Genomic DNA, 21,079 nt, shown 5'->3' with positions numbered 1-21,079 from the left:
CCGCGTAAAAGAAAATCCTAATCGTCATTACTCAACTTCAACCTCAACCCTACCTGAAAAATACTGTTGCTATAAGCCGACATCCCCGCCGTATTGGTAACATACTGCAGCAAAACAGCCGAGTGATATTTTTTGAGGTTGATACCAAACCCGAAAGTGGCATTTTTTGAAGTATGGTACAGTCCGCTCAGGTATAACTGATCATTCAATATGGCCAGGTTAGCCCCAATATCCAAAACCGACGAATGATCTTTTATTCCCCGTAACGCAGCCAGCGGTTCAAGGCTCATTGGTTCCAACTCATCGCCGATATCAATTTTATAGCTTATCGCCGTATAAAAAGTCGACCAATCGGCTGTATTGATCACGTCTTTCTTAAAAAAATTGCGCAGGTTGGGGATAGCACCCTGCAGGGTTAACTTGCCATCGGTATAAGCCATCCCAAAATCGCCGTCAACATGTACCGGCTGATTGTTTAGCTGGGCAATCAACGGGTCGGTTACATCGCCCCTTACATCCTGCTCATTTAAACGCTCGCTGTTGATGCCGATAGAAAGGCCGAAGCTTAACTGCTGAGTTTTTTCGCTCAAAGGCAAATGATAGGCGTAAGTGCCCATAACGCGGGTACGTTTAAGCAATCCTGCTTTATCATTATAAGCATTGATGCCTACCCCTACCCTGTTATTAAAGCCATATTCGGCGGTGAGGGCCTGGGTAACCGGGCTGCCATCGGTTTTGTTAAATTGCGAACGGTAAGCAAGGTTGCCGGTAAACCCGTTTGTTAAACCCGCAAAGGCCGGATTGCCGAGGTAACGGTTTAAATAATATTGGCTGCCTAATGGAGTAACCTGTGCCGCTGCCATTTGCACCATAAATACCACCAGCACTGGCAGACATACAAGCAGTTTTTTTATTGAGGATATATGATTGTTCATTATTGTTTTACTTAAGATGGTATAATCAAAACTTACCTTAAAATGGTTACACTCCCCCTAACAGGTGATGCACCGTTACCCAGATCGATCACATAGAAGTAGGCATCCTGCCTTAGCGGGCCGCCTGCCGAGGTGCCGTCCCAATCATTGCGGTAGCCACTGGCATGGTAAACTGTACGCCCGGCCCTGTCAAATATGGTGATGGTGTTGCGCGGGTAAACCTCGATATTTTCTACAATCCACAAATCATTGCGGCCGTCGCCGTTGGGGGTGAGCAGGTTGTTTGGAACAATGGCCAGGTCCTGGGTTATCATTACTTCTTTTGATACCCTGGGGGCGGCAAGAAAGTTCTCATTTCCGGGCTGTGTGGCAGTTATAATTACACGGCCTCTTCGCAAGCCGGTTAAGGTTGTACCGCTAATGGTTGCCGTTGTTTCGTCGGATGTGATGAATATTACCGGCAAGCCCGATGTTGATGTGGCGTGCAGGGTGTACGGCATGCCTACACTCACGCTGCCTATATCATCAAAAGTGATAGTTTGATTTATTTTGCTTACGGTTAGCGTACGTTCAACATTTACGGCTGCGGCTATAGTGGCGTTACCCGGTTGCGATGCTGTGATAGTTACCGTACCGGCACCGTTGATGTGCACTTTATTTCCTTCTACAATCTGGGCTATTCCTAAGTTGCCGCTGGTATAGCTTACCGGTAAGCCCGACGAACTTGTTGCCGTAAGCGCAAAATCGGGATCGTTAACAAATTTCCCAACCAAAGGGTTAAACGTAATGGTTTGAGTTAAGCCATTAACAATTAACCGCCGGCTTACGGTGGCGGCTGGCCTGAAATTAACATTACCCGCTTGCGAAGCTATAATTTTAACTATGCCGGCACGAACAATATGTACCTTGCCATCAACTATGGTTGCAACACCGGCGTTATCAGTTGTGTAACTAACCGGCAAACCCGAACTGGCAGTCGCGCCAGGATCGAAATCGGCATCTGTTGCAAGCTTTTCGGCAAGATTAGCGAAAGTAATGGTTTGACTTCCCTGCCTAACCCTTAAAGTTCGTGATACCTGGGCGGCGGCGGCAACAGCTTCATTGCCCGGCTGTGAGGCAATAATTACCACACTGCCTACACCAACTATATGCACTTTACCATCAACGATGGTTGCTATGGCTGGATTACTACTGGTATAAGTTACCGGTAAGCCTGAACTGGCCATGGCATTGGGTAAAAAATCAGCATCGCCAAACTCTTTGACGGCCAGGTTAGGGAAGGTAATAACCTGGGTAGCCTGGCTCCGGATGATCAATGAGCGGTTCACATTCGGCGCGGCGGCATAATTTGCGCTACCCGCCTGCGATGCAGTTATTGTTACCCTACCGGCCCGTAGAATATGTACTTTGCCATTAACAATGGTTGCTATGCTGGTGTTTTTACTGGAATAGGTTACCTGCAGGCCCGAGCTGGCGGTAGCCAAGGGATCAAAATCAACCGCGGTGGTAGCTTTCGGAGCGATTACCGGGAAAGTGATGGTTTGATTTGCTTTCAGCACGGTAAACAACCTTGTTACGCTTACAGCTGCCGACGCAGTTTCGTTACCGGGCTGCGATGCCGTGATGTTGGTATTACCTACAGATACGATATGAATATTCCCCCCTATCACCTTGGCTACCGCTTCATTACTGCTTACCAATGTTACCGGCAAACCAAGGTTGGATGTTGCACGTGCCGAAAAATCGGGTAAGCCAAAACGCCGTTTGGTTATTGTGGGGAAGTTGATGATCTGCTTGTCCTTTATTACAGTAAGGTTTTGGCTAACCTGGGCCGCTGCAGCTATGTTGGCATTACCATCCTGCATGGCGGTAATGATAGTTGCGCCCAGGCCAACAATATGAATCTTACCGCTAACAATTGTAGCTACGGCCTCGTTACTGCTGGTGTAACTTACCGGCAAGCCAGAACTGGCGGTTGCTCCCGGCTCAAAATCAATAGTACTATAGTATTTTGTTGTGAGCGGTACGAAAGTAATTGTTTGTACCTGTTGTTTAACCGTTAATGTGCGGGTAACAGGATCAGCCGGTGTTACAGTGAGCGCGCCTGGCTGAGTGGCCGTTATATTAGCAATACCGGCGTTTACAATATGAATACGGCCGCCAATTATAGTTGCCACATCGGTATTGTCGCTGGTTAAAGTTACCGGCAGGCCCGCGCTTGAGGTGGCGTTGGCATCAAAATCGGCATCGCCGAAGTATTTGGTGCCGAAGGCGTTAAAGCTGATGGTTTGCGAAAGCACCTCGGTTACCAAAAGTTGCCTGCTAACGGGCTGCGAGGCAGCATAATGACTATCGCCTGTTTGGGTGGCTGTGATTGTTGTGCTACCGGGTCCAACTATATGCACCTTTCCACCAACAATAGTAGCCACTGCCAGGTTGCTGCTGGCATAGGTAACGGTTAAACCAGAGCTTGCTGTTGCCCCGGGGTCGAAATCGGCATCGGTGGTTAGTTTTGGATCGATCTGGTTGAAGGTGATGAATTGCGAGGCGCTGTTTACCGCCAGTAAGCGGGTTACACTTACCGCCGGGTTGAAAATATCGTTACCCGCTTGTGAGGCTGTAATATTGGCGTTACCCACCCCTACAATATGAATTTTACCGCTAACTATGGTGGCCACACTTAAATTATCGCTGGTTAAAACTACCGGCAAACCAGATGATGTGGTTATTGAAGGATCGAAATCGGGCGTGCCGTAGTTTTTCTTTCCCATGCTTGAAAAAAAGATAACCTGATCAACCTTGCCAATGTTAAGCGTTTGCATCACATCAACTGCGGGCCTGTATGAAGCATTGCCCGGCTGCGAGGCAGTTATAACGGTAGAGCCCAAACCCACAACATGAATCTGGTTGTTGTTTACAATGGTGGCCACCGCCGGGTTGCTGCTGGTAAAAGTTAACCTTAAACCCGAACTTACATTAGCTTCGATATAAAAATTTGCTTCATTGATAAAGTGAGGATCGAATGGCGGAAAATAGATGGTTTGCGCCGGCAGCCCCGCAAAAACCTCCAAACGGCCATTGGTATAAATAAAGTTATAATTTCCGGATACGCCGCCGGCCGGTACTATCGGATAGTAGCCAACCGGGCTGCTAACCGTAGCCGTTGTTGTGGCGGTTGGGGCCGTGGTGAGGTTAGTAGCAAGATCGCCGTTAACAAAACCATTATAACTTACTGTTAAAGCGGGGTTGGGCGTATTTTCTTCTCTCGATTTATCATCAGCTGTTACCCTTAATGTAGCTTTGTTTACCGTTAAGGTGCCGTTGATATAATTGAAAGTGTAATTGCGGGTCTCGCCTCCGGTTATATTTATAGGATAAGCACCAACCGGCGAAGAAATAGTTGCCGTGGTACTAAGCGTTGGGTAACTGATAAGCACGTTTGTACTTTCACCATTTACAAAACCGCCAATACCGGGCAGCAAATCGGGATTGACACTGCCATAAGTTTTTGCTGCATCAAGCGCCCGGGCTGTTAATACGGCCTTGTTAACTATTATCTGTTGTGTTACCGGTGTAGCCGCCCCGTAGGTACCATTACCTGCCTGCGATGCCGTAATATTAGCCGTACCTGTACCCGTAATATGTAATTTACCGGCAATAAGACTGACTACCGAGGTGTTACTGCTGCTATAAGTAACGGCAAGGCCTGATGACGCCATAGCCGGATCAAAATCGGCATCGCCATAAGTTTTAATCACCGGGCCTGCAAAGGTGATGGTTTGATCTGTTTTACCGATGGTGGTGCTGGCGGGGTTTCCGGTGGTGTTTTCTGTAAGATATACTACCTGGGGCTCGAAGGCCCCAGTGTAATCAAAAACTTTAAAATAATACTTTGTATTTGCAGTTAAGCCGGTTACGGTTACCGTATTTCCGGTTCCGCGGTAAACAACCCGGGTATCGGCATCTATCGGGAAACCTAAACCGTAAACGTTATTATTGGGATAGATGGATGCATTGGCGGGATTAGGGAAAACATCATCGGCAGTTCGGGCCTCAACAATGCGGGCGGTACCGGTACCGTTTGTCCAGGTTAGGGTAACCTTGTCTGATGCCGCGTTACTGAATACGATGTTGGATGAGTTTTTAGGCGTAACCGGATCAACAGGCGGGTTACTACTGCCTTCTATCTTCAGCAAAAAGCCATCGTTTATACCGCCGCCGGGCATATATTGAAAACCGCCAGAGGCTATACCGGATGTGCTGGTGGTGCTGCCGGCAATATAAAGGTAATTGCCCGATGTTGCCAGCCCCTTTACAATATCTTCGTCCGAGCCGCCGAGGTACGAACCCCACAGCCTTGCTCCGGCTGCGTTAAACTTGGCTACAAAACCATCGTTCCCTGCCGAGATGTTGTCTTTGAAACCATCTTTAGCTATCTGCCCGGCAACAAAACTTTTGGTGTAACCGCCTATGTAAACATTGTTCGAACCATCAACAGCAACTGCGTTAACCTCATCAACCGGGCTCCCGCCATAATAGGTACCCCATATTAACGAACCGGTATTGGTAAACTTGGCCAAAAAGCCATCCCTATCCACCAACACATTGCTTGAGTAGCCGGTGTTCTGGAAACCGTTTAAGGCAATATTTGACGAACTGTTGGTAAAACCGCCCACATAAATATTACCATCAGCATCGGTAGCTACGGCCCTTGCCGCCTCATCTCCGCTGCCGCCATAGTAGGTGCCCCATTCAAAAGCACCGCCGGTACTGAATGCCGTTAAAAAGGCATCGTCATAACCGGTGCCATCGGCAGGCCCCGAATAGCCGCCCTGGTGTGTGCCTGACGACGCTATTTTATTGCTGCTGTTGGTATTACCGCAGATATACACACGTGTGCCTTTTGCGGCTATGCCGTTAATGATATCATCGCTTTTACCGCCGTAATAGGTTGAAAATTTGGGTGCGCCACCGCTGTTAAGGCCGAAAATAAAAGCATCGTACCGGCCGCCGGCATAATCTTTTTGATAAGTGCTTGATTTTATCGGAAACTTTTTGCTCCAGGTATAACCGCCTACAAAAATATCCCCATCGGCATTGGTGGCCGCGCAGGTAGCCAGGTCATCGCCGCTTATATAGCCGTTATCGTTAACGGGGCCGCCAAAGTAAGTACCCCAGATACGGGCACCGGTACTTGAAAATTTAACCACAAAGGCATCATAATCGCCGGCAAGCGTGCCTTGCGCAACGCTTTCGGCCGAAGCTATACCTGCGCTGCTGCGGGTGTAACCCACCAAAAACACATTATTGGCGTTATCGGTACATACGGCCGATCCGTAATCGCTGTTGGCTCCGCCGTAATAAGTAGCCCAAAGCCTGTTGCCATTGCTGTCAAACTTCACCAAAAAAGCATCATAATTAAAGCCGCCCGGGTCGCCGCCCCCGCTTTGATAACCACCTGCCGAAGCAATATTCTGTGTACTTGAGGTATATCCCGCCAGGTAAACATTACCCAGCGCATCGGTGGCTGTGCCTACGCCTGCATCGTCATTACCACCACCAAGGTAAGTGCCCCAGGTAATTGTGGGGTCTATCAGCAGCTCACTCCCTTTTAGCGAACTGCCGTCTACCGCTTCAAAACCGATGACGTTATCTTTAAGCCGGTACCTGATATTTAAAGCTTCGGTACCCGAGTAAGCAATTGGCTCATGCTCGGTAAGAGAACCAACCTCGTTTTTAAGTACTATTTTTCCGCCGGCAAGCTTAACTTTTTGTTTGCCCGAATAGGTGAATTTTACATTGCCAAGTTCTGCCCCTTTGTGCAGCACAACATCGTATTCCAGTTTGCCATCTTTTATATAATATACGATGTCGGTGTTAGGATAGAGGTTTTTATAGATGAGTTTATGGTAGCTTTTAATATTCTCAACAACGCCGCTTGCCGAGTAACGGTTAACTACGTCGCTATAGGCATCTTCGGCCAGTACCGTAACATCTGTACCGGTATTCAGCCACCGCATATCTCTTAGCGCCACCTTTACGCGCCGTTTCTCATGATCGGGTTTGAGTAAAACAAGCGGACTTTTTTTGCCTGGCGAGTTGTTAACAGGAGCTTGTTTGCTGCCCTCAACCTGCCGCCATTGGTAAGTTATACCTGTACGGGTAAAAAACAACGTAACATCGTTGTCTTTAAGGGTGTACAGAATGTCGTTACGGGTTTGCCCTTTATCATCCAGCACCTGCCCCTTGTTTTCCTCAAACCGGAGGCCTGCTGATAACGAAAATTTGCCTGCGTTTTGCTGCCGGGTTTGCGCTGTTATAATACTTGCAGGTAACAGCACAAACAGCAATAGTGGTAAAAATTGCTTCATGTAATAGTGCGTAAGGTTATGTAACACGAATGTAACAAACCACCACCACCACTTCATTGGAAAAAAGCCCCAAATTATTGAAGTTAAACCAATTGCGTAAAACAACTATCGCGCGTAGCGTAAAAACACTATGGCTGTTTACGTTTAACCCGCACTGCCCAGTACACCCTCGCTGTTCAGCCTGCTTTTATGTATTTCGGAGGGCGTGTAGTTGAAGAAACTTTTAAAATCGTTGATGAAATGCGCCTGGTCGTAAAAATTAAATTTATACACCACATCCTGCCAGTTGTTGTAGGTACCAAACTTAAGGGTCTGATATACTTTATTAAACCGGATAATGCGGCTGTACATTTTGGGTGTAAGCCCTATTTTTTCGAGAAAATGCCGCTCGAGCGAACTTTTGGAGATACCTGTTTCCGTGCAAATTTCTTTAATAGGTTTAACACCGTCGGCCGCATCAATTATGCGGCATGCTGCAATAATTTCGTTCAGTTTAACCTGTTTTACCGGCACCTCCAAACGATGCAAAAGCCATTGCTCCAAAAGGCGCATCCCGGCTTCTGGCTGATCAGATAGTGTCTGCATGTGGTCGCAAAACTCGGCCACTCCATCGGCAATAATATCTTGTATCGCTATAAAATTATCAACTATGGCATCCTGCCGTGTATCAAGTAAGCGGTAGGCTCCGTAAGGTTTAAGGATGGCCGAAAAAAAGCGGTAATTGCCGGGCGTAAAGTAGTGCCGGTAATAACGGGTTAATTGCCCGGTAAGGCTAAATTTTGGCAAGCTTTTATCTATATCCAAAAACGAGGGCAGCGTATCGTCCATAATAAACGAAAGCACGCCGTAACCAACCGGGAAGATATCAATGTATCCGCCGGTTTCGGTCACTTTCAATTCGGTTAATACCAATACCGAAACATACGGCTCCAGTAATGGGTGAAGAGGAAAAAATTGGGTTTGCGCAGGTAAGGCCATAATTATCAATAAATTACAACCATCAAGATAGCATTAAAAAACTACAAACAGCCTTATTACACAAATAAAAGGAGTAAGGTTATTGCCGCAGACAATTATAATAACCACAGGTTTGCTACAATAACCATTGGTTAAATAACGCAACATAGCTGCATCAGCGACGGCATTTTTTTCGTGCCCGTGTTTTGTTGCCTTATTTCTGATAGATTTGCATCAAACGATATTGTTTTATGATACTTGAAGGTAACGATTTTAAGATAGATGTAACTTCCGAATTTGGCACCCTACGTTCCCTGCTGATCCACAGTCCGGATAGCGGACTGGGTAAAGTAGTACCCTCCAAAGCCCAGGACTGGCTTTTTGAAGATATTGTGCACCTGGATACCATGCGCAAAAACGAGTACGACCATTACGTAAAACTGTTGCTTTACTTCCTTGACCCTGATAAAATAAAAGGCAAAAAAAATAAGGTTGACGCAACAGAAACCCGCCGCGCTTTTTTTAAACCCGATAGCCCGGGATTTCATGCTTCAGGTAAAGTAATAGAGATTCAAACCCTGCTGGCCGATATTTTACAACAATCCGATATCCGCAAAAAGCTGGTAGCCTCTGTTTGCGCCATTGAAAGCTGTAACTACCGCCTGCAGCAGCAACTGATAGACACGCCTCCTGTTGAGCTTGCTAAAATTTTCATCTCAGGATCATTGAGTGCAACCGAGATGATCTTCGCTCCTATCCCCAATCTTATTTTTTCGCGCGATCTTGGGATAACCGTTAATAATCATATCCTGCTTAATAAACCTGCAAAAAAGGCCCGTTTCCGCGAAACGTTGCTGATGCGTTATATATTTTTCAATCATCCTTTGTTTGCGGCTTACCGGGATAACATTCTTGAAATCCCCGAAACCCCGCAACATTTTTTACGCCCCGGCGAAGACCTGGAAGGCCGAACTACCTTAGAGGGCGGCGACGTGATGATGGTAAGCCCTGATCATTTACTGATAGGTTGCAGTGAACGCACATCGATAAGCGGAGCAAACGAGGCAATTAGATTGCTATTTGATAATAACGTGGTGAAAAAAGTAACCATCGTAAAAATTCCGCACAAGCGCGATTATATGCATATTGATACCGTTTTCACACAGGTAAAACGCGATACCTGGGTGCTGCTGCGCTCGCTGGCTGTTGCCGAGGCTCCGCTTGAAGAGCGTGAGCCGATATCCTGGTTCATCGACAAGAAAACAAAAGAGCGTGCCGAAATTGTTCAGTTTGAAAAGGACGAAAAGCCAAGAGTATTTGCATGCATTGAAGACCTGCTGGCCGATATCAGCGAAAACGACCTGAAAAGCGGCACCAAAACAAAATTCATTTACTCAGGCAATAACACTTTCCCCTTTGATGCACGCGAACAATGGACCGACTCCTGCAACCTGCTGGCCCTTAAAGAGGGTGTTGTTGTAGGCTATGACCGCAACGACAAAACCGCCGAGGCGTTTAAAGAGGCCGGTTTTAACGTGATAAGGGTAACAGATCTGCTCCAAAAATTTGAAAACAACGAACTTAACCCGCAGAATATGAAAGACACCCTTATCCTGATGCCATCGGCCGAACTTTCGCGCGCGCGGGGTGGTTTTCATTGTATGAGTATGCCGCTACTTAGGGATAAGGTACTTTAAATATCTGAACCGGGATTTGGGGGGATTTTTGGGGATTAACTGGATTTATTTTTCAGATTGTCCAAGCAAAATCTTATAAATCAAATAAATCCCCCCAAATCCCCGTTCAGACATAATGACCAAAAACATGAGCCAATCAACATCACACATACTAATGATAAGCCCGGTAAACTTCGGGTTTAACGAAGAGACTGCCGGGAGCAACGCTTTTCAAAACCGCAATGCGGATAAAAACGGGGTGCAGGAAAAAGCTTTAAAAGAGTTTAACGGAATGGTTAATATTTTAAGGCACAATGGCGTGGATGTAACCGTTATTGAGGATACAACGGAGCCTTATACGCCTGATTCGATATTTCCGAACAATTGGGTTTCCTTTCATGCAGATGGCAACGTATTTCTGTACCCAATGCAGGCCGAAAACCGCCGTTTGGAGCGCCGCGAGGATATTATTACTGATTTGGAAGACAAATTTAAAGTAGCTCATGTAATTGATCTGAGCCGTTTTGAAGCCGAACATAAATTTCTGGAAGGGACCGGAAGCATGGTGCTTGATCGTGATAATAAAATAGCCTACGCCTGCCTCTCGCCCCGTACTGATAAGGAAGTGCTGCAACTTTTTTGTGAACAGGCCGGTTATACCGCTGTAAGTTTTGATGCCGCCGATGAAAAAGGCCAGGCCATTTACCATACCAATGTATTGATGTGCGTGGGTAGTGGCTTTGCAGTGATTTGCCTGGATAGCGTCCCCAATCCGCACGAGAGATTAACAGTTATTGATAGCCTTAAATCATCCGGTAAAGAGATCATCGAAATATCATTTGAACAGATGAGCAACTTTGCAGGCAATATGCTTGAAGTGAAAAACAAAGCCGGCGAAATACTGGTGGTGATGTCGGCCAATGCCTTTAATGCATTAAATGATGCACAGCGCCTAAAACTTGAGCAATTTGGCAAATTGGTTTATGCAGATATCAATACCATTGAAACCAACGGAGGCGGAAGCGCGAGGTGTATGATGGCCGAAGTGCATTTACCTGCCTGATTATTGATTAATTAACAATAACTTAACAAGAAAATACACCTCCATAAAAATCTAACAATCAAATACTTAACACAAGAACAGGAATACTAAACGGAGTTCGGGAACCTACAACATCAAACCCATCAAAAACATTACATTTTACCGATAAATTTAATACTAACAAATAGCCGGAAATTCCGTTTAAAAATTACATTTTTGCCCCAAATTTTTTACGGATGCAGAGTTACCAGGAATTTCTTGACTTAAGTGTTGGTTTCCCCCAGGATGGTTTTGAGATCATCGAAGATGAACTATATTTTCAGGATCTGAATTTAATGGAGATGATTGAAACGTACGGCACCCCCCTACGCTTCACTTATTTGCCTTTAATTTCGAAAAAGATCCAGCAGGCCAAGCTTTTGTTTCAGCAGGCCATCATCAAAAACAACTACCGAGGTACTTATAAGTACTGTTATTGCACCAAGAGCTCGCACTTCAGGCATATTGTTGAAGAGGCGCTTAAAAATGAGATCCACCTCGAAACATCATCAGCATTTGATATGCCGATGATTGATGCTTTGGAAAAAAAAGGTGCCGTTACCAAAGACATCACCGTAATATGCAATGGTTTTAAAACTTTCCAGTACAAGCAATATATCATTGATATGCTGCACGATGGTTTTAAAAACATTATCCCGGTGCTGGACAATAAGGAAGAGTTTAACCTTTATGATGACGAGATTGAGATGGACACCCCATGCAACCTCGGCATCCGGATAGCGGCAGAAGAGCAGCCCGATTCGCAATTTTATACCTCACGTTTAGGTGTGCGTATGGAGGATGTGATTGATTTTTACCACAATAAAATTGAGGATAATCCTAACTTCCAGGTTAAGCTGCTGCATTTCTTCATTAACTCGGGTATTTCGGATACTCCATATTACTGGAACGAGCTTGAAAAATACGTAACGCTTTACTGTAAATTCAAAAAAGTGAATCCACATCTGGATACGCTGGATATCGGTGGCGGTATGCCTTTTAAAGACTCGCTGGTTTTTGATTTTGATTACGAGTACATGATTAACGAAATTGTGAGCCGTATCAAAGAGATCTGTGCCGAAAACGATACCATGGAACCGGATATTATTACCGAGTTTGGTAAATACACCGTTGCCGAAGCATCGGGCATCCTGTACAAAGTATTAGGCCGTAAACAACAAAATGATCGCGAACGCTGGCTGATGCTGGATGGCTCGTTCATTACCAACCTGCCCGATGTTTGGGCCCTGAATCAAAAATACATCCTGCTACCTGTTAACAACTGGGATTCGGAATATGAGCGCGTAAACCTTGGCGGTATTACCTGCGACGGGCAGGACTACTATAACCAGGAAGCACACATGAACAGCGTGTTTATGCCTAAAACCCGTAAAGTACAGTACCTGGGCTTCTTTAACACCGGCGCTTACCAGGAAGTACTGAGCGGCTACGGAGGTATTCACCACTGCCTGCTGCCATCGCCTAAACACGTAATCATCCGCCGTAACCGCGACGAGACTTTCAACTTCGAGGTGTTTGGCGAAGAGCAGAATAGTAAACAGGTATTGAAAATACTGGGGTATACTACTTAATCAGTTGGCAGTTTTTAGTTTGCAGTTTGCGCTGTAGATAATAAACTAAAAAAGCGATGATCATCTCATCGCTTTTTCTGTTACTGTGCCATTGCCAACTGCTACTGTTTTCCTGCCAACTACAAACTGCCTACTGCAAATTGGAAACTGGAAGCTACTTAGCCGACGCTACACCCCAATAGCAGGCGTTACGAATTTTTTTCAGGATAGCTGGTGTTATCCCCGATATTTCATGTTCGTATTTATTTTCGCCGTTAAGCAGGTACATGGTGCCGCTGGTATTATTGTACAGGTATGAACATAGCCGGGTATCCTCACCATCTTCATCCTTTTTTACATCAATCCTAATCCCGTTGGCACTACGGCTTGAATCGGCCGATAGGGCGGGAGCTGAGGCTTTAACCCAGTTAATGGTATAATTTATGTTTGCGGCGGCTATATTTACCGTGTTCTCTTTATAACTTTTGCTATCCTGTATTACTTGCAAAAGGCATTTTACACAGGGTTCGGCCACTGTTGCATTGCCGTATTTTTTTCCCGGATTATTGATCACGCTATCTGTTTTACCAGCCACAGCAACCGCGGTTTTTGAAACATCGTTTGATATGGGTTGTGGTTTTGGTTGTTTACAGGCCGTTACTGCACACAATAAAATAAAGGCGGCGATGTAGGGCTTAAACGCTTTCATAGATCTATAATTTGGTTATTAGGTATATACAATATTTAAAGCATTTTGTGTGGCAGTGCTTTTTGATACATTTTTTGCTTTGCTTAAAAAATAGCTTTAAACAATTTAAACACATTATTTATTGCATTTATAGGACAGGTAAAGGACAGTTATTCTATAAAAATTTCTTAAAATTGCCTGATTTAATTTCACCTCGTCTCTTAGCTAAGGGCAGGCTTTAAACCACATAACAATTTTTCAAAATCAGGGTTATATACCTGTAACAAATAATACCGCCGGCATTTGCCTGTGCGGACATTTTACAAAGATGACTAACAACAGTACAGCTTCAAATTCAACAATCGACGTGGTTTTAATCGGCGCAGGTATTATGAGCGCCACCCTTGGTGTAATGCTCAAAGAGCTTCAGCCCGATTTGACGATTGAACTTTTTGAACGACTGGATGTTATTGCAGCCGAAAGTTCGGCCCCGATGAATAATGCCGGCACAGGTCACTCTGCCTTTTGCGAGTTAAATTATACGCCGCAATTACCGGATGGAAGCATCGAAATAAAAAAAGCCATAAAAATTGCCGAACAGTTTGAAACCAGCAAAGAGTTTTGGGCATACCTTGTGGAGCAAGGTAGTTTGGGCGATCCGCAAAGTTTTATCCGCAAGGTTCCTCACATGAGCTTTGTTTGGGGCGAAGCAAATGTTGAGTATCTCAGGAAACGGCAGGAAGCACTGGTAAAACATCACCTGTTTAAAGGGATGGAATATTCGGACAACCAGGAACAGATCAAAAAATGGATTCCGTTGGTGATGGAAGGTCGCGACCCCGCCGAAAAGGTATCAGCTACTTTTATGGATCTCGGCACGGATGTAAACTTTGGCAGCCTTACCAGTGCGCTTATTGGCGAAATGAACAAAAAACCGGGCGTAACGGTAAATCTTAATCATGATGTTAAGAATTTAAAACGCAATGCTGATGGCGGCTGGAAAGTAACGGTAAAAGATAAATCGACCGGAACCAAAAGAACCCTGAACGCCAAATTTGTATTTGTTGGCGCAGGCGGCGGTGCATTGCATTTGCTGCAAAAATCGGGCATTGCCGAAAGTAAAGGTTTTGGCGGTTTTCCGGTAAGCGGCCAATGGCTGGTATGCAATAAGCCCGAAATTGTTAAACAACACGAAGCTAAGGTGTATGGTAAAGCCTCGGTAGGCTCGCCGCCAATGTCGGTGCCGCACCTGGATACCAGGATGATTGATGGCAAACGCGCGCTCCTTTTTGGGCCTTATGCAGGTTTCTCGACCCGCTTTTTGAAAAAAGGCTCCCTGCTTGACCTTTTTACATCAATAAAACTGAACAATATACTGCCCTTACTGGCCGTAGGACGCGATAACTGGCCTTTAACCAAATACCTCATTCAGCAGGTAATGCAATCGCCTGCCGACAGGCTGAATGCTTTAAAAGATTACATGCCTAATGCCAAAGCCGAAGACTGGGATCTGGACATAGCCGGACAACGCGTACAGGTAATTAAAAAAGACCCAAAACATACCGGCGTGCTTGAATTTGGTACCGAGGTGGTAAACAGCGCCGATGGAAGTATTTCGGCATTATTAGGTGCATCTCCGGGCGCATCAACATCGGTACCTATTATGATCCAGTTAATTGAACGTTGCTTTAAAAACCACATTAAAACCGATACCTGGCAGCAAAAACTGAAGCAGATGATACCATCGTATGGTGAATCGTTAGCTAACAACGAGGCTTTGAGCGAGGCCACCCGCGAGAGGACAAGTAAGGTTTTAGGATTAAACTAACTATTAACGGCGGTTAAAGGAAAAATTTACCGGTACAGAGTACCTTATATTAACAGGTAAGCCATAGTAGGTACCAGGAGTCCATCGGGGGCATTCTCTAAGTACCTGTACGGCTGCTTCATCGCATCCGTATCCAATGCCTCTTACCACTTTTATATCCCTTACCGAGCCGTTTTTATCTACAACAAATTCAAGTATCACTCTTCCCTGGATATTGTTTTGTTTGGCAGCACTCGGATAGTGAAGCTGTTTTTCTATATATTTTGCAAAAGCTTCAAGTCCGCCTTTAAAATCGGGCAATGTTTGAATTTGTGAAAACGGATATTTTGCGCCGGTTTTAGTATCATATCCTATCCCGGAAACAAGTTTGCCCTTAGCATATGTTATTTCATAGGCAACAGAATCATTCAGTACCGATTTCCATACACCATCTCTTCTTCCGTTTAATAATGCGCCGCCTCCAATAATCTTAAAATTATCATTATACAACGTTTGTTTACCCAATCCTTTTTCAACAGTTGATTTTCCGGCTAAATCATTACAACTATCCACCTTTAAACCGTCTATGTCGTAACTCCCCGTTAAATAGACTTTACCATCCGGATAATATTCAACTATTCTCCCGTTTAACCTGCCATATTTATAAGCAGCCATTCGCTTTTTATGACCATCGGGATAAAACTCAACAAAAGCGCCGTCTAATTGAATTTGAAATGAACTGGTTGTTGAACCACCTCTAAACTTTAAGGTACCATTCAAATAATAATCGTAAACCTGGTATAAACTTGAATTTATATTTGAATCGGGCACCGTTATCATTCGTATAAAATCGGCGCCGGCTGTATCTTTAACCGGGATAGCCTGAAACGCAGCCGCTGAGGTTCTGTCATATTTCATATAAGAAATAATCGTATCCACTTCTACCTGGGCATTAGCACTTTTGCTAAGCCACAGTATCACGATCATCAAAAAGAATTGTTTTTTGTAAGCAGGATTAGGCATCATTCAATATATAAAATGCGAATATCTTATAAAAAGTGACAGCCGCCAAACCCGCTATCACTTTTTAATTAGGTCGCCAAATCGCCTATTTAAACGATTCGTTTGCCGGATTCGAATTTACCGCCGTCTCCTTCACCTTAAATTCGATAGGTTGCCCTACCAGCGTAGTTTTTATAGTGAACGGAATTTTAACACCACCGTTTATCCCCTCGTAGTTTCCATATTCAACAGAAGCATCAGTTCCGCCGTCGATAGTTTGTTTTAGTTTGAGGCCCGTTTTTTGGCTGTAGTAATTACGGATATGCATATCGGCACCAATAGTTACATCAACCTCGTAAGCAAGTTCGCCGTTTACAACACGCAGCACAGGTTGTAGTACCATGTTCTGGCTTATCTTTTCATAATCAAGCTCAGGGAATGGCCGGCTTTTTAATCTTAATAGTTTTTTGCCGTTTTCGTCAAGTTGTACATCCTTGTTTATTTGCTTAACCTTAATACTATCGCCGTTTACTGATAAATGTGCTACAACAAGGTTATTGTAGGATGGTACAGAGGCCTCCTGGAAAAACTTATCAGGCATTTTATAACGGGTAATGATCTGCACTTCCGAGCCCTGTATGGTGCCCGAGGCCGAAGTTTGCAGATCATGTATATTCTTCAGCTTATCGGCACCACCAATGGCTTCAAGATATGCTTTGATCACTGTGCCTGCAGTTGTTCCCTGTGGAATACTCAAACCGCTGTACGAGTTATTTTCGGGATTGATATCAGGCAGCAGATGATCCGGGTCAATAGTAACATAGGCAATTTTCGAAGTCGATTTATAAGGGAATGTCCAGGTATCGCCCCGCTGCCAGATCTCGGCCGGTAGTTTTACCGTGCCTTGTTTACCATTTTCTTCTTTTATGGTGACTGTAACAGGCAATGCCAGCTCTTCAAGATTTTCGATGGTGATAAAAGCTCCTTTAGAGGCATCGTTATCCGGATAGGTAATATCCTTTATACCCTGGTCAAGTTTCCAGGTAGTGAAAAACCACTCGTTCCAAAACCAGCTTAAATCTTCGCCGGCCGCATTATCCATGGTATGGAAAAAATCCCATGGCGTGGGGTGTTTAAAGGCCCAGCGTTTAATATAAGTTTTAAAGGCGTAATCAAAACGGTCTTCGCCCAGTATCTGTTCGCGCAAAATGGTTAAGCCTAATGCCGGCTTCTCGTAGGCAGCATAGCCCAAATAATCTTCCTGCAACACATCGGGCGTGTTCATGATCGCCTCGGCATTGGCACCAAACATCACGGGTGCTCCTTTTTGCTGGTCTGGCTTTTCGTAGTACTCGCCTTTATTAAACACTTTGGTATCAACGTTATTGATAAAAGTATTGAAACCCTCATCCATCCAGGCATATTTACGTTCATTCGAACCAACGATCATCGGGAACCAATTATGGCCAAACTCGTGGTTGGTAACCTCCCATAAACCGCCATTCTGGTTATTCGATCCGCAAAATACAATCCCGGGATACTCCATCCCTCCCACTGTACCGGCCACATTGGTTGCTACCGGGTAAGTGTATTCAAACCATTTTTCGCTATACAACTCGATAGCTGCTTTTACATACTCGGTAGATCGGCCGTACGAATCGTTCCCTTTAGCTTCAATCGGGTAAACCGATTGAGCCAGGGCTTTTTTACCGCTCGGTAAATTAATTCGCGCCGCGTCCCATATAAAAGCTTTTGATGCAGCCCAGGCCACATCGCGGGCGTTTTTGCATAGAAAATGCCAGGTTAGCATAGGCTTTTTAGGGTAATCGTTGTTCTTTAAAATATCTGTCGAATCTTTGATGGTAACGGTTTTATCGCTTTTACGCGCTTCGGCCAAACGGTTTATGCTGGTAGTTGATAACACCTCATTAGGGTTAAGCAACTCGCCCGAACCTGCTACAACTAAACTGGCCGGCGCTGTAACGGTATAATCAAAGTTGCCGTACTCGAGATAAAACTCGCTTGCGCCAAGGTATGGGATGGTATTCCAGCCGCTTACATCATCATAAACTTCCATGCGGGGGTACCATTGGGCAATTTCATAAATCCAGCCATTTTTTGTTGGCATGCGGCCCATCCTGTCGGTACCATATTCGGGCACATCAAAAGCATATTCAATTTTTATCTGCAGTTTATTGCCGCCTGCCTTCAGCGAATCTTTAAGCCTGATTTGCATGCGGGTATCGGTAACCAGGTAATCGGCCTTTAACTGTTTCCCTTTGTTAATCACATAAACCGATTTTATTTCGGCCCCTTTGGTGTACGATTTATTGGCAAAACGCCCACCCGACACGTTGCTTGTGGCTTCCGACCGCGAATCTTCCTTATAAATGTTCTGATCAACCTGCAGCCATAAAAAGCCCAGTGCATCCGGGCTATTATTGGTATAAGTAATTAATGTAGTACCCTCTATCCTATGTTTTGCGGTATCAAGTGTAACATCCAGTTTATAATCGGCCCGGTTTTGCCAGTATTTTGGGCCGGGGGCGCCATTGGCTAAACGGTATTCGCCGCCACGCTCGGGATAAAACATGGGGTTAAAAACTTTGTGCTGATCATATTTCGGTACAGGCTGATCTGCGTTTTGAGCCAACGCATTTATGCTGCAAAAACCTAACAATGCCGCGAGCGCGGTTTTGTAAAACTTCATTTATAATTAATTAATTGTGAGGGAAAGATATTAAAATATATTTAACACCAAACGTAACTGATACGATACATCGTATACAAATATCAATTTATAAACGTTGAATAAATATCAAATTAACTTTTTTTAACAGTTGATGCAACAACCTGCAAACAAAAAAACAAGGTTCATTATCATCCCTATTTTTTATATTTTTGCGGTTGATCTGGAGCACCTATTGGCCCTTATCATATCCTTATAAATGGACATATCAGTTGTAGTACCACTTTACGATGAAGTAGAATCGTTACCCGAATTAACCGTGTGGATTAGCCGGGTAATGGACGAAAACCACTTCACTTACGAGATTATTTTGGTTGACGATGGCAGCAAAGACGGATCATGGGACATGATTAAACAGCTGCAAACGGCCAACCCTTTTATAAAAGGCATCAAATTCAGGCGTAACTACGGCAAATCGGCCGCGCTGAATACCGGCTTTATAGCTTCAAAAGGCGAAGTGGTAATAACTATGGATGCCGACCTGCAGGATAGCCCAGACGAAATCCCTGAACTTTACCGCCGCATAACCGAAGAAAAACTCGACCTGATATCGGGCTGGAAAGCCAAAAGGCACGATCCGCTTAGCAAAACCATCCCAACTAAACTGTTCAATGCAGCTACCCGCCGCATGAGCGGTATTCATAACCTGCACGATTTTAATTGCGGCTTAAAAGCCTACCGCGGCACCGTGGTTAAAAACATTGAGGTTTATGGCGAGATGCACCGTTATATACCGGTTATTGCCAAATGGGCAGGCTTCACCAAAATTGACGAGCAGATTGTTGAGCACCGCCCACGTAAATACGGTAAAACCAAATTCGGTTTAAGCCGCTTTATAAATGGCTTTCTCGATCTGCTTTCGATATTCTTTGTAGGCAAATTTGGCAAACGCCCTATGCACTTTTTTGGGAGCATGGGTACGCTAAGCTTTTTTACCGGCTTGGTAATGGCGATATGGATAATTTGGGAAAAGCTTTATAATATAGCCCATGGCCTTAAATACAGGGATGTAACCACCAGTCCGCTATTTTATATAGCCCTGGTAGCCATTATTTTGGGTTCGCAGCTATTTTTAACCGGTTTTGTTGCCGAGCTTGTATCGCGCAGCGCCAGCGAACGCAACCATTATCAAATTGAGGAAACAATTTAATTAAATGTGCAGATATGCAGATTTTAGATGTGCAGATGATTGGATAAAATAAAAACAAATCCATCGCACATCTGTAAAATCATCTGCAAATTTGCACATTTGAAATCTGCACATCTACATACATGTTTTTTTCCATCATCATTCCCTTATATAACCGCCCGCAGGAGATTAAAGAACTGCTGGAAAGCCTCTGCCTGCAAACTTACCGGGATTTTGAGGTTTTGGTGATTGAGGATGGTTCTGTAAATGATGCCGAAGCTATAGTTAATACTTTTAAGGATCAGCTAAACCTTCGGTACTTTAAAAAGCCAAACGAGGGCCAGGGTTTTACCCGCAACTTTGGTTTTGAGCGTGCTAAAGGCGATTACTTTATTATTTTCGATTCTGATTGCCTCATCCCCCCTGCTTACCTGCAAATTGTTAATGATTCATTGGCTGCCAATTACCTGGATGCTTACGGCGGGCCTGATGGCGCGCATGATTCGTTTACACCCACGCAAAAAGCCATCAGCTACTCCATGACATCGCCTTTTACTACCGGCGGCATCCGCGGTAATAAAAAGGGCATCGGCCGGTTTCATCCGCGTAGTTTTAACATGGGTGTTTCGCGGCAGGTTTGGGAAAAGGTTGGCGGCTTTATCATAACCCGTTTGGGCGAAGATATTGAGTACAGTATCCGCATCCATTCATCCGGCTTTAAAATAGGTTTGATACCCGATGCTATTGTTTACCATAAGCGCCGCACCAATTTTTACCAGTTTTATAAACAGCTGCACTTTTTTGGCAGGGCAAGGATCAACATCTCTAAATTTTTCCCGGCCGAGCTGAAGCTGGTGCATTTCTTCCCGGCTGCATTTACCATTGGTGTTATCATCACTATTATATGTAACATATTTAGATGGCCAATAGCACAATTGGGTAATATTATTTTAGCCATTTTCACTTTGTTGATATTTTTTCACTCGCTGGGGAAAAATAAATCTTTAAAAATCGCATTTTTGAGCATTATAGCTGCCTTCACTCAACTTATTGCCTACGGGTTAGGATTTATACAGGATTTTTGGAAGCGGAAAGTTTTAAGTAGATCATAAG

12 protein-coding genes are annotated in these 21,079 nt (G+C 44.6%); 6 read left to right on the top strand and 6 right to left on the bottom strand.

Annotated features, from left to right (window positions below; all coding sequences use genetic code 11):
• Positions 1–17: 17 nt before the first annotated feature.
• The 3 genes from HYN43_RS06790 to HYN43_RS06780 form a co-directional block, all read right to left on the bottom strand.
• Entirely contained in the window at positions 18–935 is a 918-nt protein-coding gene (locus tag HYN43_RS06790; protein WP_119408725.1) for a PorP/SprF family type IX secretion system membrane protein, read from the bottom strand.
• 32 nt (positions 936–967) lie between these two features.
• Positions 968–7,306 carry a DUF7948 domain-containing protein gene (locus HYN43_RS06785; RefSeq protein ID WP_162996346.1) on the bottom strand — a complete coding sequence of 2,113 codons (6,339 nt, stop codon included), beginning with the start codon at positions 7,304–7,306 and terminating at the stop codon, positions 968–970.
• Between the two features lie 144 nt (positions 7,307–7,450).
• Entirely contained in the window at positions 7,451–8,284 is an 834-nt protein-coding gene (locus tag HYN43_RS06780) for a helix-turn-helix domain-containing protein (RefSeq protein ID WP_119408723.1), read from the bottom strand.
• A 230-nt stretch (positions 8,285–8,514) separates the two neighbouring features.
• Between HYN43_RS06780 and HYN43_RS06775 the strand changes: the two genes are divergently transcribed.
• From HYN43_RS06775 to HYN43_RS06765, 3 genes are all read left to right on the top strand, one after another.
• A complete protein-coding gene (locus HYN43_RS06775; protein ID WP_119408722.1) occupies positions 8,515–9,960 on the top strand; it encodes an arginine deiminase family protein in 1,446 nt (481 codons plus the stop codon).
• Between the two features lie 127 nt (positions 9,961–10,087).
• Entirely contained in the window at positions 10,088–11,002 is a 915-nt protein-coding gene (gene ctlX / locus HYN43_RS06770; RefSeq protein WP_205589888.1) for a citrulline utilization hydrolase CtlX, read from the top strand.
• A 215-nt stretch (positions 11,003–11,217) separates the two neighbouring features.
• Complete coding sequence (locus HYN43_RS06765; RefSeq protein WP_119408721.1) at positions 11,218–12,612, top strand: arginine decarboxylase; 1,395 nt, start codon at positions 11,218–11,220, stop codon at positions 12,610–12,612.
• A gap of 154 nt (positions 12,613–12,766) precedes the next feature.
• Here the strand turns inward: HYN43_RS06765 and HYN43_RS06760 are convergent, their stop codons facing one another.
• A complete protein-coding gene (locus HYN43_RS06760) occupies positions 12,767–13,300 on the bottom strand; it encodes a hypothetical protein (protein ID WP_119408720.1) in 534 nt (177 codons plus the stop codon).
• A gap of 286 nt (positions 13,301–13,586) precedes the next feature.
• On the opposite strand from HYN43_RS06760, the gene HYN43_RS06755 reads away from it, so the two are divergent.
• The gene (locus HYN43_RS06755) at positions 13,587–15,107 is read left to right on the top strand and encodes a malate:quinone oxidoreductase (protein ID WP_281024330.1); all 1,521 of its coding nucleotides are present in this window, start codon (positions 13,587–13,589) and stop codon (positions 15,105–15,107) included.
• A 3-nt stretch (positions 15,108–15,110) separates the two neighbouring features.
• Here the strand turns inward: HYN43_RS06755 and HYN43_RS06750 are convergent, their stop codons facing one another.
• Positions 15,111–16,073, bottom strand: a complete 963-nt coding sequence (locus tag HYN43_RS06750) for an energy transducer TonB (RefSeq protein ID WP_162996345.1) — start codon at positions 16,071–16,073, stop codon at positions 15,111–15,113.
• Positions 16,074–16,194: 121 nt separating this feature from the next.
• The gene (locus HYN43_RS30705; RefSeq protein WP_162996344.1) at positions 16,195–18,798 is read right to left on the bottom strand and encodes a M1 family metallopeptidase; all 2,604 of its coding nucleotides are present in this window, start codon (positions 18,796–18,798) and stop codon (positions 16,195–16,197) included.
• 238 nt (positions 18,799–19,036) lie between these two features.
• Between HYN43_RS30705 and HYN43_RS06740 the strand changes: the two genes are divergently transcribed.
• Complete coding sequence (locus HYN43_RS06740) at positions 19,037–19,987, top strand: glycosyltransferase family 2 protein (protein ID WP_119408717.1); 951 nt, start codon at positions 19,037–19,039, stop codon at positions 19,985–19,987.
• Between the two features lie 122 nt (positions 19,988–20,109).
• Complete coding sequence (locus tag HYN43_RS06735; protein WP_119408716.1) at positions 20,110–21,078, top strand: glycosyltransferase family 2 protein; 969 nt, start codon at positions 20,110–20,112, stop codon at positions 21,076–21,078.
• Position 21,079: the final 1 nt, after the last annotated feature.

The sequence above is a fragment of the Mucilaginibacter celer genome, assembly GCF_003576455.2.
GTDB classification, from domain to species: Bacteria; Bacteroidota; Bacteroidia; order Sphingobacteriales; family Sphingobacteriaceae; genus Mucilaginibacter; species Mucilaginibacter celer.
Note: the sequence above shows the minus strand (reverse complement) of the source record. Positions and strands in the feature narration are given on the sequence as shown.

Excerpts from the sequence above, each read along its gene's own strand:
- HYN43_RS06750 (WP_162996345.1), bottom strand. The coding sequence starts at position 16,073 with ATGATCGTGATACTGTGGCTTAGCAAAAGTGCTAATGCCCAGGTAGAA.
- HYN43_RS06775 (WP_119408722.1), top strand. The coding sequence starts at position 8,515 with ATGATACTTGAAGGTAACGATTTTAAGATAGATGTAACTTCCGAATTT.
- HYN43_RS06760 (WP_119408720.1), bottom strand. The coding sequence starts at position 13,300 with ATGAAAGCGTTTAAGCCCTACATCGCCGCCTTTATTTTATTGTGTGCA.
- HYN43_RS06785 (WP_162996346.1), bottom strand. The coding sequence starts at position 7,306 with ATGAAGCAATTTTTACCACTATTGCTGTTTGTGCTGTTACCTGCAAGT.
- HYN43_RS06765 (WP_119408721.1), top strand. The coding sequence starts at position 11,218 with ATGCAGAGTTACCAGGAATTTCTTGACTTAAGTGTTGGTTTCCCCCAG.
- HYN43_RS06740 (WP_119408717.1), top strand. The coding sequence starts at position 19,037 with ATGGACATATCAGTTGTAGTACCACTTTACGATGAAGTAGAATCGTTA.
- HYN43_RS06780 (WP_119408723.1), bottom strand. The coding sequence starts at position 8,284 with ATGGCCTTACCTGCGCAAACCCAATTTTTTCCTCTTCACCCATTACTG.
- HYN43_RS06735 (WP_119408716.1), top strand. The coding sequence starts at position 20,110 with ATGTTTTTTTCCATCATCATTCCCTTATATAACCGCCCGCAGGAGATT.
- HYN43_RS30705 (WP_162996344.1), bottom strand. The coding sequence starts at position 18,798 with ATGAAGTTTTACAAAACCGCGCTCGCGGCATTGTTAGGTTTTTGCAGC.
- HYN43_RS06790 (WP_119408725.1), bottom strand. The coding sequence starts at position 935 with ATGAACAATCATATATCCTCAATAAAAAAACTGCTTGTATGTCTGCCA.
- ctlX (WP_205589888.1), top strand. The coding sequence starts at position 10,088 with ATGAGCCAATCAACATCACACATACTAATGATAAGCCCGGTAAACTTC.